The 15891-nt window shown below is 72.4% G+C and carries 14 protein-coding genes; 3 read left to right on the top strand and 11 right to left on the bottom strand.

The window, feature by feature from the left end; translation table 11 throughout:
• Positions 1 to 35: 35 nt before the first annotated feature.
• The 3 genes from OHB56_RS35535 to OHB56_RS35525 form a co-directional block, all read right to left on the bottom strand.
• Positions 36 to 1943: a rhamnogalacturonan lyase gene (locus OHB56_RS35535; protein ID WP_406357873.1), complete on the bottom strand. Its 1908-nt coding sequence runs from the start codon at positions 1941 to 1943 to the stop codon at positions 36 to 38.
• 85 nt (positions 1944 to 2028) lie between these two features.
• Positions 2029 to 2832: a class I SAM-dependent methyltransferase gene (locus OHB56_RS35530; RefSeq protein ID WP_406357871.1), complete on the bottom strand. Its 804-nt coding sequence runs from the start codon at positions 2830 to 2832 to the stop codon at positions 2029 to 2031.
• 5 nt (positions 2833 to 2837) lie between these two features.
• A complete protein-coding gene (locus OHB56_RS35525; RefSeq protein ID WP_326755816.1) occupies positions 2838 to 3152 on the bottom strand; it encodes a 4a-hydroxytetrahydrobiopterin dehydratase in 315 nt (104 codons plus the stop codon).
• A gap of 181 nt (positions 3153 to 3333) precedes the next feature.
• On the opposite strand from OHB56_RS35525, the gene OHB56_RS35520 reads away from it, so the two are divergent.
• Positions 3334 to 4176 (top strand): helix-turn-helix domain-containing protein, encoded by an 843-nt coding sequence (locus tag OHB56_RS35520; RefSeq protein ID WP_406357869.1) that lies wholly within the window; start codon positions 3334 to 3336, stop codon positions 4174 to 4176.
• On the opposite strand, the gene OHB56_RS35515 is transcribed toward OHB56_RS35520, so the two are convergent.
• Complete coding sequence (locus OHB56_RS35515) at positions 4158 to 4583, bottom strand: hypothetical protein (protein WP_406357867.1); 426 nt, start codon at positions 4581 to 4583, stop codon at positions 4158 to 4160. The genes OHB56_RS35520 and OHB56_RS35515 overlap by 19 nt on opposite strands.
• A 390-nt stretch (positions 4584 to 4973) precedes the next feature.
• Between OHB56_RS35515 and OHB56_RS35510 the strand changes: the two genes are divergently transcribed.
• Entirely contained in the window at positions 4974 to 5837 is an 864-nt protein-coding gene (locus OHB56_RS35510) for a helix-turn-helix transcriptional regulator (protein WP_326755813.1), read from the top strand.
• Here OHB56_RS35510 and dnaK read toward each other — a convergent pair.
• The 7 genes from dnaK to OHB56_RS35475 all read right to left on the bottom strand — a co-directional run bounded on the left by dnaK (position 5831) and on the right by OHB56_RS35475 (position 15018).
• A complete protein-coding gene (dnaK, locus tag OHB56_RS35505) occupies positions 5831 to 7729 on the bottom strand; it encodes a molecular chaperone DnaK (RefSeq protein ID WP_406357864.1) in 1899 nt (632 codons plus the stop codon). The two genes, OHB56_RS35510 and dnaK, sit on opposite strands and share 7 nt — an antisense overlap.
• Positions 7730 to 7837: 108 nt before the next feature.
• Positions 7838 to 8566, bottom strand: coding sequence for a glycerophosphodiester phosphodiesterase family protein (locus tag OHB56_RS35500; protein ID WP_055629296.1), 729 nt, complete (start codon positions 8564 to 8566; stop codon positions 7838 to 7840).
• Positions 8567 to 8720: 154 nt separating this feature from the next.
• A complete protein-coding gene (locus OHB56_RS35495) occupies positions 8721 to 9149 on the bottom strand; it encodes an OsmC family peroxiredoxin (protein WP_326755810.1) in 429 nt (142 codons plus the stop codon).
• Positions 9150 to 9249: 100 nt separating this feature from the next.
• Complete coding sequence (locus tag OHB56_RS35490) at positions 9250 to 11025, bottom strand: DUF2201 family putative metallopeptidase (RefSeq protein ID WP_406359280.1); 1776 nt, start codon at positions 11023 to 11025, stop codon at positions 9250 to 9252.
• Positions 11026 to 11141: 116 nt separating this feature from the next.
• Complete coding sequence (locus tag OHB56_RS35485) at positions 11142 to 12203, bottom strand: MoxR family ATPase (RefSeq protein WP_326755809.1); 1062 nt, start codon at positions 12201 to 12203, stop codon at positions 11142 to 11144.
• A gap of 153 nt (positions 12204 to 12356) precedes the next feature.
• Positions 12357 to 14432 carry a phage holin family protein gene (locus OHB56_RS35480; protein ID WP_406357862.1) on the bottom strand — a complete coding sequence of 692 codons (2076 nt, stop codon included), beginning with the start codon at positions 14430 to 14432 and terminating at the stop codon, positions 12357 to 12359.
• A gap of 184 nt (positions 14433 to 14616) precedes the next feature.
• Entirely contained in the window at positions 14617 to 15018 is a 402-nt protein-coding gene (locus OHB56_RS35475; RefSeq protein WP_326755807.1) for a hypothetical protein, read from the bottom strand.
• 81 nt (positions 15019 to 15099) lie between these two features.
• On the opposite strand from OHB56_RS35475, the gene OHB56_RS35470 reads away from it, so the two are divergent.
• Positions 15100 to 15873, top strand: coding sequence for an MBL fold metallo-hydrolase (locus OHB56_RS35470; RefSeq protein ID WP_326755806.1), 774 nt, complete (start codon positions 15100 to 15102; stop codon positions 15871 to 15873).
• Positions 15874 to 15891 lie beyond the last annotated feature (18 nt).

Here is a 15891-nt window from a genome sequence, read left to right as displayed (position 1 = left end):
TACGTGCCCCGCGGTTCTGTTCGGGGTCCGTGTGCTCAGGGCGTGTAGACCGCCGGACGCGGCGGGGTCGGCATGCCGTCGCCGAGGAAGAAGCCGGTGTGCGGCGGCTGGTTGTAGGCGGTGTTCTGCCAGGCCAGCGAGGTGCGGTACAGGGTGTCGTGGAGCAGTGTCGTGATCTTGATGTTGGTGTCGTGCGGGGTGGAGTAGACGCGCAGCGCGGTGTTGTCGCCGGTGCGCCAGACGACCTCTTCGCGCCAGTCGCCGAGGATGTCGCCGGACAGCACGGGTGTGGCCTTGGTGCCGTTGTTGGAGGCGACTCCGGATCCGGTCAGCAGGCGGGTGTCGGAGGAGGTGCCGTACTTGTCGATGCGGGTGCCGTCCAGGAGTTCGCGCACCGGGTCGCCGTCCCACCAGGACAGGAAGTTGGCGGAGGACGGTTTGCGGCCCTTGGTGCCGCCGCCCTCGTCGCGGATGCTGCCGTCGGAGGAGGACCACATCTCGGGGCCGGAGTTGCCCGACCAGATGTCGCCGGCGACTCCGCGCCCGTTGTCGCAGCAGGCGGAGAGCTTCCAGCGGACCGATCCGTTGGCCGGGTTGATGTAGAGGGCCGCTGGCTGGGAGGTCGACTCGGAGACCTTGTAGTACTCCAGGCCGGCGGTCGACGCGTCGAGGTCGCCGAGGTGCTGGGCGTCGCCGTGGCCGGTCTTCGTGGTCCACAGGCCGTTTCCGTTGTCGTCGACGGCCATCGCTCCGTAGACGATCTCGTCCTTGCCGTCGTTGTCGACGTCGCCGACGGACAGGCTGTGGGAGCCCTGGCCGTCGTAGCCCTTGCCGCTGTTGGTGGAGGAGTTGGTGTCGAAGGTCCAGCGCCGGGTGAAGGCGCCGCCTCGCCAGTCCCAGGCGGCGACGACGGAACGGGTGTAGTAGCCGCGGGCCATGATCAGGGAGGGCCGGGCGCCGTCGAGGTAGGCGGTGCCGGCGAGGAAGCGGTCGACGCGGTTGCCGTAGGAGTCGCCCCAGGAGGAGACGGTGCCGCGGGCCGGGACGTAGTCGACGGTGCCCATGGCCCTGCCCGTCTGCCCGTTGAACATGGTCAGGTACTCGGGGCCGGACAGGATGTAGCCGCTGGAGTTGCGGTGGTCGGCGGAGGAGCTGCCGATGACGGCGCCGGTGCCGTCCCGGGTGCCGTCGGCGGTCTTCATGGCGACCTCGGCCCTGCCGTCGCCGTCGTAGTCGTACACCTGGAACTGGGTGTAGTGGGCGCCGGAGCGGATGTTGCGGCCCAGGTCGATGCGCCACAGCCGGGTTCCGTCGAGCCGGATGCCGTCGACGATCGTGTTGCCGGTGTAGCCGGACTGGGAGTTGTCCTTGGCGTTGGTGGGCTGCCATTTGAGGACGAACTCGAGGGCGCCGTCGCCGTCGAGGTCGCCGACGGAGGCGTCGTTGGCCTCGTAGGTGTAGGAGACGCCGTCCGGGGTGGTGCCGCCGGCCGGCGGGGAGATCGGCACGTCCTTGTAGCCGGCGCGGAACTGGACGGCGTGCACGGAGTCGCCCTGCTCGACGCCGTTCACGACGGCGCGGACGGTGTAGTCGGCCTGGGACGGGGCGCCGGAGTGGAAGAACGTGGTGGAGCCGGTGACGGGGGTGGAGTTGACCTTCGTACCGGCCCGGTAGACGTTGAAGGAGACGTTGTCCGGGTCGGTGCCGAGCCAGCGCCAGCTGACCAGGTTGCCGCTGCCGTTGTACACGCTGACCACGCCCCGGTCGAGTGCCTCGACCTGACGCGCCGTGGCGGCTTCGGCGGTGCCCGCGCCGAGCCCGGTGAGCCCTGCCCCGGCGAGGGCCACGGCGGTGAGGACCGCGGGCAGGGCGAACCGGAGTCCGCGTGGCCTGTGCGGGTGTCTCTGCGTGTGCCTGTACGAGTGCCTGTACGGGTGCTTCACGGGACGAACCTCCAGGGAGGACGAGGGGATTCCGCCCCTCAGTCGCCACCGGTCACGGCCTGGTTGCCGTACTCCGTAACGGAGTTCACCCGAGTCCGGGACACGCCGAGCCGTCTGTGGTTGCCGTCTTTCCCCCCTTCCCGGGTGCCGGTGGCTTCCGGAAGGCGCGGAGGTGGAAGACCGGGTCGGGGCGGGGGCTGTCCTGGCCGGGGAGGGCGGCGAGGCGGGCGGCGAAGGCGTCGGCGAGGGGGGAGCCGGGGGGCACCGTGACGAACCAGCCGCGGCGCAGGTCGGCGACGGTGCGGCGGGGGCTGCGGCCCTGGCCGTGGCCCCGGAACACGGCCTGTCCGGCCGGAACCAGGCCGTGGTCGGCGGCGCAGGCCGCCACGTCGGCGGCGAGGTCGCGCGCCGGGCTGCGCGGGCGGGCGGAGAGGACGGCGTCGATGTCGCTGCCCACGTTGTGCGAGGCGGCCTTGTCGACGGTGGTGACGTAGACCCCGCCGGGTCGCAGGACCCTGGCGCACTCTTCGACGAGGGCCCGCACGTCCTCGGGGCCGGACTGGAGGTGCAGCAGCCACACGCTGACGACGGCGTCGAACCGGGCGTGGCCGAACGGTAGTTTCCGGCTGTCGGCGCGCACCACGGCGCCGGGCAGACGGGCCGCCGCGATCCGGGTCATCGACGCGGCGAGGTCGACGCCGGTCACCCGCAGGTCCGCGCGGGCCGAGGCGAAACGCCGGGTCACGATGCCGGTGCCACAGGCGATGTCCAGCAGGTCGCGCGCCCACAGGGGGATCAGGTCCAGCACCGCCTGCGCGGCGGCCGCGGCCCGGGGCTCACCGCCGCGTGAGGCGTCGTACCGCCCCGCTTCCTCGTCGTAGTCGAGCACACACCTCAGTGTGCACCGTGACCGGGTGCCAAGTCCTCTATTTTATGGGCCAGTTCGACGTCCTTCGCGGTGACGGCGCCTCCCGCGCTGTGCGTGTGGACGGCGACGGAGACCGTGTTGTAGCCGAGGGTGAGGTCGGAGTGGTGGTCGAGTTCCTCCTGCACCTGGGCGACGTGCACGACCATCGCGGTCGCCGCGAAGTGGGAACCGAGCCGGTAGGAACGGGTGAGCCGGCCGTCGTCGAGCGACCAGCCCGGCAGGCCGGCCAGCCGGTCCTCGATCTCCTGCGGCGACAGCGGTTCGGCGGGTTCGGCGGGCATGGGCTGCGCTCCTCCTCTGTCCCCCTGGCGGTCGGGGTTCTCCTCCGCCCAGCGTGCCACAGGACGTGCCGCCGGGCCCTGCGCAAGAAGCCAGAAGGGGGCAGGAGGGAGCAGGCAGGCGGAAGGAGGCCAGGGAGGTGCGGGCTCCCGCTCGCGGCGCCCTCTCGGCTACCGTCCTGGCATGAGCACTCTCCCGCCCGGTACCGCTCCCGCCACTGCCGGAGGCGTGGGTCCGCTGCTGCGGGCCTGGCGGGAGCAGCGGCGGGTCAGTCAGCTGGAGCTCGCGCTGCGCGCGGACTCGTCCGCCCGGCACATCAGCTTCATCGAGACCGGCCGCTCCCGGCCCAGCGAGCAGATGGTGCTGCGGCTGGCCGAGCACCTGGACGTCCCGGTGCGGGAGCGCAACGCGCTGCTGCTGGCGGCCGGTTACGCGCCCCGGTTCCCCGAGACCCCGCTGGACGATCCGGCGCTGGACGCGCTGCGCGAGGGCATCGAGCGGCTGATCGCCGGATACGAGCCGTATCCGGCACTGGTCGTGGACGCGATGTACGACGTCGTGGCCGCCAACCGCGGGGTCATGATGCTGTTCGGCGGCGTGCCGGAGTCGCTGCTGGTGCCGCCGCTGAACGCGGTGCGGCTCACGCTGCACCCGCAGGGCCTCGCGCCCCGGATCCGGAATCTGCGGGAGTGGCGCGGCCACCTGCTGGAGCAGATGGAGCGGCAGATCGCGCTCCGCCGCTCCGCACCGCTGCGCGCGCTGTACGAGGAGGTCGCGGCGTTCCCGGTGCCGGAGGCCGGGCCGGGCGAGGGAGCGGGGGATACGGGCGGATCGGAACAGTCCGCCTCCGTGGCGTACTTCGCGCTGCCGATGAGGATCGAGCACGAGGGCCGGATCCTGTCGTTCGTGTCGTCGATCTCCACCTTCAACACACCGATGGACGTGACCGTCGCCGAACTGGCCGTGGAGACGCTCCTGCCGGCCGATCCAGCGACAGCCAAGTACCTTCAGTCCTGGTTGAGTTGAGACAACTTCAGGGACCTGTGCTGGAGCAGGGCGAAGCCGGCCACGACGAGCGCCTGGAGGACCGCCCACACCGCGCCCGCCGTGCTCGGCTCGAGCCACAGCACGAGGGCGGCGCAGCTCATCACCGCCCAGGCCAGGTTGACCTCGACGACGGCCCGGACCCCGAACGCCGGCGGATGTCTGCGCGAGGCCAGCAGACCCACGGCGGCCGCGTACACCGCGAGGAAGGCGCCGAGCCAGGCCAGCAGACCCGGGCCGACGCCGAGGAAGCGGCCGAGCGGGCCGGAGAGGGAGAGGTAGGCGAGCGCGTTGACGCCGGTCACGGCGGCGTCGAGGACCAGGAGCCGGCGCAGCACGGACTGCGGGCCGGAGGTCCGGGCAAGCGAGGCGGGCTGGGTCGCGGACATGACGAATCACCCTCCGTCAGGATCGGGGTCGGGGTCGGGGTCGGGGCCGAGGTCGAGGTCGGAGCCGAGGTCTCACCGGGTCGGTGGCGGGCCCCGGGTCACCACTGCGGGCTGGGTCGCGGTGGCCGCGTACGCCCTGCAGGATGCCGGATATCGCACACCTTGCGCGCAGCCGGATCACGGGACGGATCCGGACCGGGTCCCGGACCGGAGTGCGCCGGCCCGGAACCCGGTGCGTCCACGATCCCGCCCGCAGCGGGTCGCGGTCGATTACCCGGGACGTCATGCCCCGGGCGCCCGGGAACAGGAGCGCCCGGCCGTCACTCGTGAGAAGGTCGGGCGGGCATGGCAGACTGATCGTGTGTTGTGGGGGCGTTGGGGAGACGTGGCGTGAGTGAACGGCGGGCCGCACCCACGGTGGGCCAAGTGGTGCTCGGCAGGCGGCTGCAGGAACTGAGGGAGACGGCGGGTCTCACCCGGGAGGAGGCCGCCCGGGTCCTGCGGGTGGCTCCCGCTACCGTCCGGCGGATGGAGACGGCCGAGGTCGCGCTGAAGATCCCGTACATCCAGATCCTGCTGACGGCGTACGGGGTGTCCCAGGGCGAGGCGGCCACCTTCATCGGGCTCGCGGAGGACGCGAACCGTCCGGGCTGGTGGCAGCGGTTCCACGACGTGCTGCCCGAGTGGTTCAGCCTGTACGTGAGCCTCGAGGGCGCTGCCCGGGTCATCCGGTCCTACGAGCCGCACTTCGTGCCGGGGCTGCTGCAGACGGAGGGCTACGCGCGTGCCGTCCTGGAGGCCGGGACGATCGGGAGCCAGGGGCCGGAGGCCGTCGAGCGACATGTGTCGCTGCGGCTGGAGCGGCAGCGGCTCCTGGAGCGCCGGGACCCGCCCCACCTGTGGGTGATCGTGGAGGAGACGGTCCTGCGGCGCCCGGTGGCCCGGGACGGCCGGGTGATGCGCGAGCAGTTCGACAAGTTGCTGGAGTGGTCCGAGCGGGACCGGATCACACTCCAGGTGGCCGAGTTCGCCGACGGCCCGCACCCGGGGACGTACGCGCCCTTCTCGCTGTTCCGGTTCGCCGAGCCGGAACTGCCCGACATGGTGTTCACCGAGTACCTGACCGGCGCCCTGTACCTGGACTCCCGCAAGGAGGTCTCGGTGCACCTGGAGGTGCTGGACCACATGACGGCGCGGGCCGCCTCCTCCGAGCACACGCAGAAGATGCTGCGGGAGTTCCGGGACGGCTACTGAGCGCCGCCGCGCCCGTCCTGCCCGCGGCTCCCGGCACGGCCGTCGTTTCCGTCGCTTTCGTCGTCGACGATCTCCGCGTCGACGACACCTTCCTCCTCCTGCGGTGAGGTGTGCTGCCCGGTGTCGCCGGTGGACTCCTGACCGGCCTGGGCGTACATCGCCTGGCCCATCCGCTGGCTGACGGCGGCGAGTTTCTCGACGCCGGCGCGCAGGGCGGCGGTGTCGGCGGACTGCTCCAGCAGGGGCTTCAGGTCGGCGACGGCGGCCTCCACCTCTGACCTGGTGCCGGCGGGGATCCGGTCCTCGTTGTCCCGGATGAACTTCTCGGTCTGGTAGACGAGTTGCTCGGCCTGGTTACGGGTCTCGGCGGCATCCCTGCGCTTGCGGTCCTCGTCGGCGTACTGCTCGGCCTCGCGCATCATGCGGTCGATGTCGTCCTTGGGCAGCGCCGAGCCGCCGGTGACGGTCATCTTCTGCTCCCTGCCGGTGGCGAGGTCCTTGGCGGAGACGTGCATGATGCCGTTGGCGTCGATGTCGAAGGCCACCTCGATCTGCGGGACGCCGCGCGGGGCCGGGGGCAGACCGGTCAGGTCGAAGACGCCGAGCTTCTTGTTGTACGCCGCGATCTCGCGTTCGCCCTGGTAGACCTGGATACCGACCGAGGGCTGGTTGTCGACGGCGGTGGTGAAGGTCTCCGAGCGCCGGGTGGGGATGGTCGTGTTGCGTTCGATCAGCTTGGTCATGATGCCGCCCTTGGTCTCGATGCCGAGGGACAGCGGGGTGACGTCGAGGAGCAGCACGTCCTTCACGTCGCCGCGGATGACGCCCGCCTGGAGGGCCGCTCCGACGGCGACGACCTCGTCCGGGTTGACGCCCTTGTGCGGGTCCTTGCCGGTGAGCTCGCGGACCAGGTCGGTGACGGCGGGCATGCGGGTGGAACCACCGACGAGGATGACGTGGTCGATCGCGGAGAGTTTCACCCCGGCGTCCTTCACGGCCTGGTGGAAGGGCGTCTTGCAGCGCTCCAGCAGGTCGGCGGTGAGTTCCTGGAACTGGGCCCGGGTGAGCTTCTCGTCCAGGTGCAGCGGGCCGTCGGCGGAGGCCGTGATGTAGGGCAGGTTGACGGTGGTCTCGGAGGAGGAGGACAGCTCGATCTTCGCCTTCTCGGCGGCCTCCCGCAGCCGTTGCACGGCCATCTTGTCCCGCGTCAGGTCGATGCCGTACTGGCTCTTGAAGCGCTGGGCGAAATGGTCGAGGAGGCGCTGGTCCCAGTCGTCGCCGCCGAGATGGGTGTCACCGTTGGTGGCCTTCACCTCGATGACCCCCTCGCCCATCTCCAGGAGCGACACGTCGAAGGTTCCGCCGCCCAGGTCGAAGACGAGGACGGTCTGCTCGCTCTCCTTGTCCAGGCCGTAGGCGAGGGCCGCCGCCGTGGGCTCGTTGATGATCCGCAGGACCTTCAGTCCGGCGATCTCCCCGGCCTCCTTGGTGGCCTGCCGCTGGGCGTCGTCGAAGTACGCCGGTACGGTGATCACGGCGTCGGTGACGTCCTCGCCGAGGTAGGCCTCGGCGTCCCGCTTCAGCTTCTGCAGCACCCGGGCGGACAGCTCCTGCGCCCGGTAGCGGGTGCCGTCCACGGAGCCCTGCTCCGGGAAGTGCCACTGCCCGTCGCCCATGTGGCGCTTGACCGAGCGGGCGGTGCGGTCGATGTTCGTCACCGCCTGCCGCTTGGCCACCTCGCCGACCAGCACCTCGCCGTTCTTCGCGAAGGCCACGACGGAAGGCGTGGTCCTGGCGCCCTCCGCGTTGGTGACGACCGTGGACTCACCACCCTCCAGCACGGCCACCACCGAGTTCGTGGTTCCCAGGTCGATTCCGACCGCACGTCCCATCGCTGTCCCCTTCCGTCAGGGCACACCTCTCCGGCCTTCTGGATTTCCAGCACAAAACTTGAGTGCGCCGTTGTCAATAGTTTGCCTGGGTAGTTTGTCAATCACCCCTCAAGCGCTCGCTGCACGCAGTTGCACGGCGCGCCGGGGGCGGTCGGTGATCAGTACGTCCACGCGCCGGTCGGCGAGGAAGGCGCGCATCGGGGCGTCGTCGTTGACCGTCCACACCATGGTGAACAGTCCGTTGCGGGCCGCCTCGCGGAGCACCCCGCCCCGCGCGAGGCGCTGGTGCGCCGCGATCCCGCGGGCGCCGCAGGCGCGAACCCGCCGCATGGGCAGCAGTTCACTCAGCCGGGTGCGCGCCAGCCGGGTCCGCGGGATCCCGGTGCCGTTGCGGCCGAGGGAGAGCGCGGTGCGTACGCCGGGGAAGGCCTCGGTGATCGCGGCGACGGAACGGTCCTCCAGGCTGGTGGCGACGAAGCCGTCCCGGCCGAGCAGGGCGATCGCGCGGCCGATCAGCTCCCGCTCGTGACCGGTCTCCTTCAGGTCCAGATGCCCGACGAGTTTTCCGGCGATCAGCTCCATGACGTCGTCCACGACGGGGACGGCGTACCCGGCGTGCTCGCAGAGCCCGGCGTGGGTGAGTGCGGCCAGCGGCGGACCGGTGCGTCCCGCGCGGGCGTCGTGGTGGACGACGAAGACTCCGTCGGCCGTGCGCCGCACGTCGAACTCGACGTACTCCGCGCCGGACCGCAGGGCGTCCTCGTAGGCCTCACGGGTCGCGGGCGCGGTGCGTTCGGAGCCTCCCCGGTGCGCGGACACGGCGGGCCGTGACGTCATACGGGTCGTCTCCCTGCGTTCGGGGCCCTGGAAGGTGTTCGGGGGCCCGGAGGCCGGGACCTCCGGGCCCGGTGTTCCGGAGGCGGGTGCGGACGCGTCACAGGCCGCCCCTGCGGAGCGGCCTGCGGTTGTCCTGCGGGTGCGGCGAGCGGGGTCAGGAGAGCTTCGCCGTCAGGGTGATCTCGGTGCCCTTCAGCGCCTGGCTGACCGGGCAGTTGACCTTGGCGTCCTCGGCGGCGGCGAGGAAGGCCGCCTCGTCCAGGCCGGGGACGGTGCCCTCGACCGTGAGGTGGATGCCGGTGATGCCCTGGCCGGGCACGAAGGTGACGTCGGCGGAGGTCACCAGGCGGGTCGGCGGGTTGCCGGCCTTGTCGAGGATGTTGGAGAAGGCCATCGAGTAGCAGCTGGAGTGCGCGGCGGCGATCAGCTCCTCGGGGCTGGTTTTGCCGTTCGCCTCCTCCGCACGCGACGCCCAGGTGACCGGCTGCTCGCCGATGCTGCCGGAGGAGTCGAACGTGACGACCCCGCTGCCCTTGATGAGATTGCCTTCCCAAACGGTGTGCGCGGAGCGTGTGGCTGCCATGACTGTTCCTTCCAAATGTCCGGACGCGGTGTCCGGTCCGTGCTCGGTCCGGGTTCCCGTGTCACTGGGTTCCCATCCCCCCATCTGATCACACTCCGTGTCAACTGACGTGGAAGACGGGTCCCTTCGAAGTGAACGGCAGCCGCGCGCCGCGCGGGATCAGGTAGGCGTGTTCCCTCCGTACCCGCAGCACGTCGCACCAGCCGTCGGTGATGACGAGGACCGGTGCGGTCCTCGGGAAGTCGTCCGCGCGCTGGAGCAGGTCGATGCCGGGCTGGAGCACCGTGCCGCCGCGCCCCCGGACCCGAACCCTCCCCCAGAGCCCGAACGGCCTGGGCGGTGCCCCCATGGCGATCTCGGTGACGGGCAGATAGCCGGCGTCGTGCGGCGCCGCGTCGCAGAACACCACGCGGGCCGCCGGTACGTCGCGGGCCTCGGCGTAGGAGGCGATGGCGCCGAGCGCCTTGCCGAGCAGGACCCGGCTCATCGAGCCGGAGGTGTCCAGGACGACGCCGAAGGTGCAGCGGGAGACATCCTCGGGCGGGAAGTACCTGCCGGCACGCGGGATGCCGGGGGTGGACGCCTGGCGGCGCGCGGGACGGGCGTAGGTCCGTACGGGTTCGGGGCGGGGCACGTACTCGTCGAACCAGCGGGCGAGCCGCGCGTCCCAGGGCAGCGGTGGATGGCTGAGCGCGCGGATCTCCTCGACCAGTCCGCCGGGCAGGAGGCCGCGGTCCTGGCGCTGGTGCAGGTCCAGGCCCTGGGCGAGGCCTCGGCGGTAGAACTCGTCCAGGTCGACGCCGTGGCAGGACAGGTCGAGCGGTCCGAGGCTGCCGTCGAGGATGTCGCCGAGGCCCTTGCCGCGCAGGGTGGCCAGGCGCCGCATGCGCCGCTGGTCGTCGACGATGCGGTCGTAGACCTCCTCGGCGGACAGCCCGGCGAGCCGGGGGTCGTGGAGCAGGCCCTCGGGCATGGTGCCGATGCCCATCTCCCCCAGCCACCCGTTGACGACGTAGTCGCAGGCGACGTTGAACAGGTACGGGTCGCGTCCGCCGCGGCGGTCGCCGTGGCGCAGGGCGGCGTGGAGCATCTCGTGGGCCAGAACGAAGCGCCATTCCTCGTCCTCCAGCCGCCGCAGCGGGTTGACGTAGATCTCGCCGGCCTCGGCGTCGACGGCGGCGACGGAGATGTCGTGGGCGCGGGCGAGTTCGGCGTCGGCGACGAGGGTGATGCCGGCCGCGATGCCACCGAGCAGGGGGTAGGAGGAGACGAACCAGCTCAGCGCCCTGGCCCAGGGGCGCAGCACGGCCGGTTCGCCGTCCGGGCCGGGGCTGCGTCCGCCCGCCAGGTCCATCGCGGTGGACACGGCGCGGGTCAGGGCGGTGGCGAAGGCGAGCTGCCGGTCCGGCGGCTGTCCCCACCAGCCGTCCCAGGGCACGAGGAGCAGGTCCGGCTCGCCGCCGGCGGTGCCGCAGCGTTCGTAGGCGGCGGGCAGGCCGTCCCTGCGCCACCGGGCGGCGAGCTGTTCCTCGTCGCCGTCGGGGTAGGAGGCCGGCAGGTCCTCGGGGGCCGTGCCGATGGTGTGCCCGAGCAGGAAGCGCTCGACGACGACGCAGCGTGCGGCGAGGTCGTGGCGGTCGGGCTGTTCCCGTGGGCCCTTGGCGGCGGGGACGTGGCCGAAGCCGAGGTGGAGGACGGCGTGCGCGAGGGCCCGGGCCCACTCGCCGGGGTCGGCGAGGCGGTCCGGGTGGGCGTGCAGCACGGCGTCGGAGTCGGTCCGCAGCAGGCCGTGGCGGGGGGCGAGGTCGCAGTCCTCGTCGCGGCAGACGGTGAACTCGACCGCGGCGAGTGCCGGGTCGGCCGTCAGCATCCGCATCCCCTCGGCGAAGGCGGCGGCCGCGGCCTCCCGCTTCCGCTCCCCCTTGGTCCCCTTGCCGCCTTTGCCTCCCTTGCTCCCCCGCCTGCCCGTGCCGCCCTGCTGCCCGGGGCGGGTCATCGGCGTGCCTCCACCAGGCGGGGCATGTCACGGGCCGCCTCGACCAGGAACCAGGGCGGCAGGACCGGGTTGCCGTCGGCGTCGGAGGCGATGACGGTCTGGGCGACCTCGACGGAGATCTCGGCGAGCTGCACCAGCAGCGCCTTGGCCCGGTACGCGGTCTGCCGGCCGGTGGCCGACATGTGCGCCTTGTCCGCGGGCAGTTCCTTGACGAGCCGGCCGCGGAACGAGTCGGCGAGGTAGTACAGCAGGTCGCGGTCCTCGGTGCGGTGCGGCCAGCGGGCGTCGCCCTTGAGGACGGCCTCGATGCCGAAGCGGCTGCGCACGATCCTGACGTAGCCGCAGAAGGCGGTGGCGTGCGCGGGAGTGAGCGTGCCGTGGGCGAGGACCTTCAGGGTGTCCTCGTCGAGGTCGGGGCCGAAGGAGTGCAGCGCGTCGGAGAGCATGTGCCAGGAGCGGGGCGTGGAGAACGGCTCCTCGGTCTTCGGCGGCTTGGACCACAGGTGGTCGGGCCGGTCGGTGAGGTGGTCCACGACCCACGGGTGGATGTCGTTGTTCCCGGCCCACACCAGCCAGTCCCCGGCGGAGGCCTCCAGGTGCACGTGGGTGAGGCGGTTGACGAGCGCGGAGGCGATGGGGCGGGCGAGCGCGTTGTCGGTGGCGCGGTTGCCGGCGCCGATGACGAGGGAGCCCCTGGGCAGTTCGTAGGCGCCGATGCGGCGGTCCAGGATCAGGGAGTAGAACGCCTTCTGCACATCGGGTGTGGCCGCGTTCAGCTCGTCCAGGAACAGGCAGTACGGCTCGTCGCGGGCGATCGCCTCGGGCGGGCAGAACACCGAGCGGCCGTTGCGGATCTGCGGTACGCCGATGAGGTCCTCGGGGGCGAGCTGGGTGCCCAGCAGGCTCACGCACTCCAGCCCCAGGGACTCGGCGAACTCCCTCACCAGGGAGGACTTGCCGATGCCCGGCGCACCCCAGAGGAACACCGGCCGTACGGTCGCGAGGCCGAGCAGCAGCTCCGGGACGCGGGCGGGGGTGATGGTGACGGCTGCCTGCACGCGGGGGCTCCTCCTCTTTGCGCCTGAGCCGGCGCCGCTTTCGCGGATGTGGTCGTTCGCCGTCGAGGTTCTCAAGCGGTGGCTGCGGTCGTCACGTGAATATTTTCCGGTCGTCCGATCATGGGTGGGGGTGGCGTCCCCCGCGGGCCGGGCTCAGGCGGCCCGTTCCCGGCGCGGATCGGCCGGCAGGTGTGCTTCGTCCGACTCCTCCAGCCAGCGGCGCAGTACGTGGTGCACCTGCTCGGCGCCGGCGAGCTCCTCCCCGGCGGCGACCGGCGCGGACAGCGCGACCGGGGACAGCAGGAAGGGACGGGACTGGGCGCCGCCGAGGCCCCCGTGGGAGCCGATCTGCTCCTCGAAGGCGAGCACCTCGCCGTCGACGGGGTCGTGGGAGGAGTTGACCATGATGTCGGCGGTGTGCGGGAAGGAGTGGGTGCGGCGTACGGCGTCGGCGGCGCCCGGTCCGAACGCGGCGAGCGGTCCGGGACGGTCGTCGAGTTCGTCCAGGGGGACCTCCGCGCCGTGCGCGCCGAGCACGACGCCGCCGCGCCGTTCGCTGCGGACGAGCAGGAAGCCGATGCCGGGGTGGTTGGCGAGGGTCGGCAGCAGGGCGGGGTGGCGGGCGTCGATCTCCTCCTTGGTCATCCGGTGCGGCACGTCCGGGAAGGAGACCAGTCCGAGGTTGCCGGAGGCCAGGACGACGGGTTCGGAGGCCCGCGTGGGGCGGTGCTGCTCGCTGCCCTCCTCGACCGGGCGGTGCAGCGCCGCCCGGACCGCCGCGCGGGCCTCGGCGCCGCTGCGGGTGCGCTCGGCGCGGCGCGGCACGGGCAGTCCGCAGCCGGCCCGCACCAGGTCGCCGAGGGGGAGGCCGTAGCGGGAGCGGAAGGTCTCGCCGGGACTCTGGCCGTGGTCGGAGAGGACCACGATCCGGTACGGGCGCGGGGCGTGTGCGGCGACGTGCTCGATCAGGGCGAGGGAGCGGTCGAGGCGTTGCAGGACCTTCTCGGCGTCCCGGCTCGTGGGTCCGGAGTGGTGGGCCACCTCGTCGTAGGCGACCAGGTCGGCGTAGACGGAGGTGCGGCCGGCGAGCAGGTCGCCCATGACGGCGGAGACGACCACGTCCCGTTCGACGACGGTCGCGAAGGCCCGTATGAAGGGGTAGAGCCCGCCGCGGGACACGCGCGGGAGCTGTTCGGTCCACCGGGCGCGGGTGGACTGGCCGATCTCGCGGGCCACCTCGGCGGCGAAGGACAGGGCGGTGCGCACGGCGTTGGCCGGATCGGAGAAGTAGGCGAAGTAGCCGGAGCGGGAGCGGTTCTCGCGGCTGCGGCGGCGGGCGGCTATGGACAGCACCAGGGCCTGTTCGTCGGCGCCGCCGCTGAACAGGTTGCCGCGGCTGGCGCCGTCGTCGGCGAGCAGGCCGGGGTGTCCGGCGTACCGGGCGGCGCGCTGCTGGAGTTCCACCGCGCTGCTGGGGCGGTTGCAGACCATCACCTCCCGGCGGTCCTTCTCGTACCAGCGGAAGGCGGGGACGTCGTGGTTGTTGCCGTGCAGGATGCCGAGCTGGCTGGCGCCGGTCTGGCTGGACCAGTCGGTGCGCCAGGGGGTGAGCCGGTGGGAGGAGGGCAGGACGGCGTCGTGGGTGCCGAGCCAGCGGGCGACGGTCGGCATCAGGCCCTGGTCGACCGCGTGCAGCAGGACGTCGTGGCCGACGCCGTCCAGTTGCAGGAAGACGGTGCCGGGGGTGGCCGGGACGGGCGGTGTGGAGCGCCGGCGGCGGTCGGCGAGGCGGTAGAGGCGGCGGCGGTAGGCGGCGTCGTCGCGCACGGCGAGGGCGGCTCCGGTGGCGGAGGCGACGGCAGACATCACGGCGGCGACCACGATCGCGGTCTCCCAGGCGGCGGTGCCGCGCTCGACCGGGGTGATCCGCAGCGCCACCAGCAGGAGCGCACCGTTGAGGAAGAACACCAGCAGGCCGAGGACGAGCGCCGGTACCAGCAGCAGCAGGCGCACCAGCAGCGGCCACACCAGCGCCGACAGCAGGCCGAAGGCACCGGCGCCGAACGCGGCGGTGACCGCGATGTCGGTGGCGCTGTCGCCGTCGGCGGAGCGCAGTTGGAAGTCGGGGAGGATGCCGGCGAGCACCAGCATGGTGAGGGTGGCGACCGCCCACACCGTGACGCTCCGCCCGATCTGACTGGCGATCCGTCGCCACCGCACGCCACTCACGCCCACTCCACCTCACGTCCCGGCCCGTTGCCGCCAGGGCGGCCTGCGCACCGGACCCTGCCCGTGCCCACACCCTGACACAACGCCCGGACGGGCCGTTTCGTCCCCCGGAAACCGACGGGCGAAACCGTGCGACCGGAAACGGGTGATCGGAAACGGGCGGTGCCCCGGAGCCGGGCGGGCCTCAGCGGCCGTCGTAGCCCGCGGTCGGCATGGACAGGCGGCGGTGCACCCGGGCCTTCATCGCGGCGTCGTACAGCGGTTCGGCACGGCCGACGGTCTCCACGCGCACCCCGCGCCGCGCGCACTCGGCGGTGAACTCCTCGACGGAGGACAGGGCGCTCTCCAGTACCCGGCGGCTGGGTGCCACGAACAGGTCGGAGCCGGGCCGTACGCCGTCCCACAGCACGCAGTGGTCGGGGCGGAGGCCGCGCACCAGCAGTTCCCGGGTCACCACGTACCCGCGTTCGACGGCCCAGCGGGCGCACATGGCGTGCTGGCTGCGGGAGTCCACGAGGAAGGGATCGGCGTCCAGTTCCTCCAGCGGCGTCAGACTCGCGATCGCGATCACCCGCACCGGCCCCATGGCGCCCCCTCACCTCCGGACTTCGTCGCCGACCCTACTCCTGCGCGTAGGCTTCGGGCAGTCGCAGAAGGAGGCGAAGCGGTGCCGGTGGAGATCACCTGGTGGGGTCACGCCACTTGCACGGTCGAGGATGCGCACACGCGCGTGATCACCGATCCCCTGTTCGCCCGCCGGCTCGCGCATCTGCGGCGCCGCCGCGGCGTCCTGCCCCCGCCGGGCGCCCGGAACGCGGACGTGGCGCTGGTCTCCCATCTGCATGCCGACCATCTGCATGTGCCGTCGCTGGCCCTGCTCGCCCCGGACACGCACCTGCTCGTGCCCCGGGGCGCACGCCGTGCGGTGCCGGCGCTGCGCCGGCTCTCGCATCTCAGGGTGAGCGAGGTGACGCCCGGCGATGTGCTGACGGCCGGCGGTCTGGTGGTCCGGGTGGTGCCCGCCCGGCACGACGGGCGGCGGCTGCCGCTCGGACGGCACCGCTCCCCCGCCCTCGGCTACGTCCTGGAGGGCGAGGCGCGGACGTACTTCGCCGGTGACACCGGACTGTTCGACGCGATGGCCGAGGTGGTCGGCCCGGTCGACGTGGCGCTGCTGCCGGTGGGCGGCTGGGGTCCGTATCTCGGGGAGGGGCATCTGGACGCGGCGCGCGCGGCCGAGGCGCTGGCCCGGCTGGGGGCGCGCAACGCGGTGCCGGTGCACTACGGCACGTACTGGCCGATCGGCATGGACGCCGTGCGTCCGCACGAATTCCACTCGCCGGGCGACGAGTTCGTGCGGCGGGCGGCCGAGCGGGCGCCCGGGGTACCGGTGCACCGGCTGGGGCACGGGGAGAGTGTACGCCTGGGGGTCCCACGGTGATCCTGCCCGCCGCCCTGA

This window comes from Streptomyces sp. NBC_01635 (genome assembly GCF_045209715.1).
In the GTDB taxonomy this organism is placed as follows: domain Bacteria; phylum Actinomycetota; class Actinomycetes; order Streptomycetales; family Streptomycetaceae; genus Streptomyces; species Streptomyces hirsutus.
This window is presented reverse-complemented; position numbering and strand designations above follow the sequence as displayed.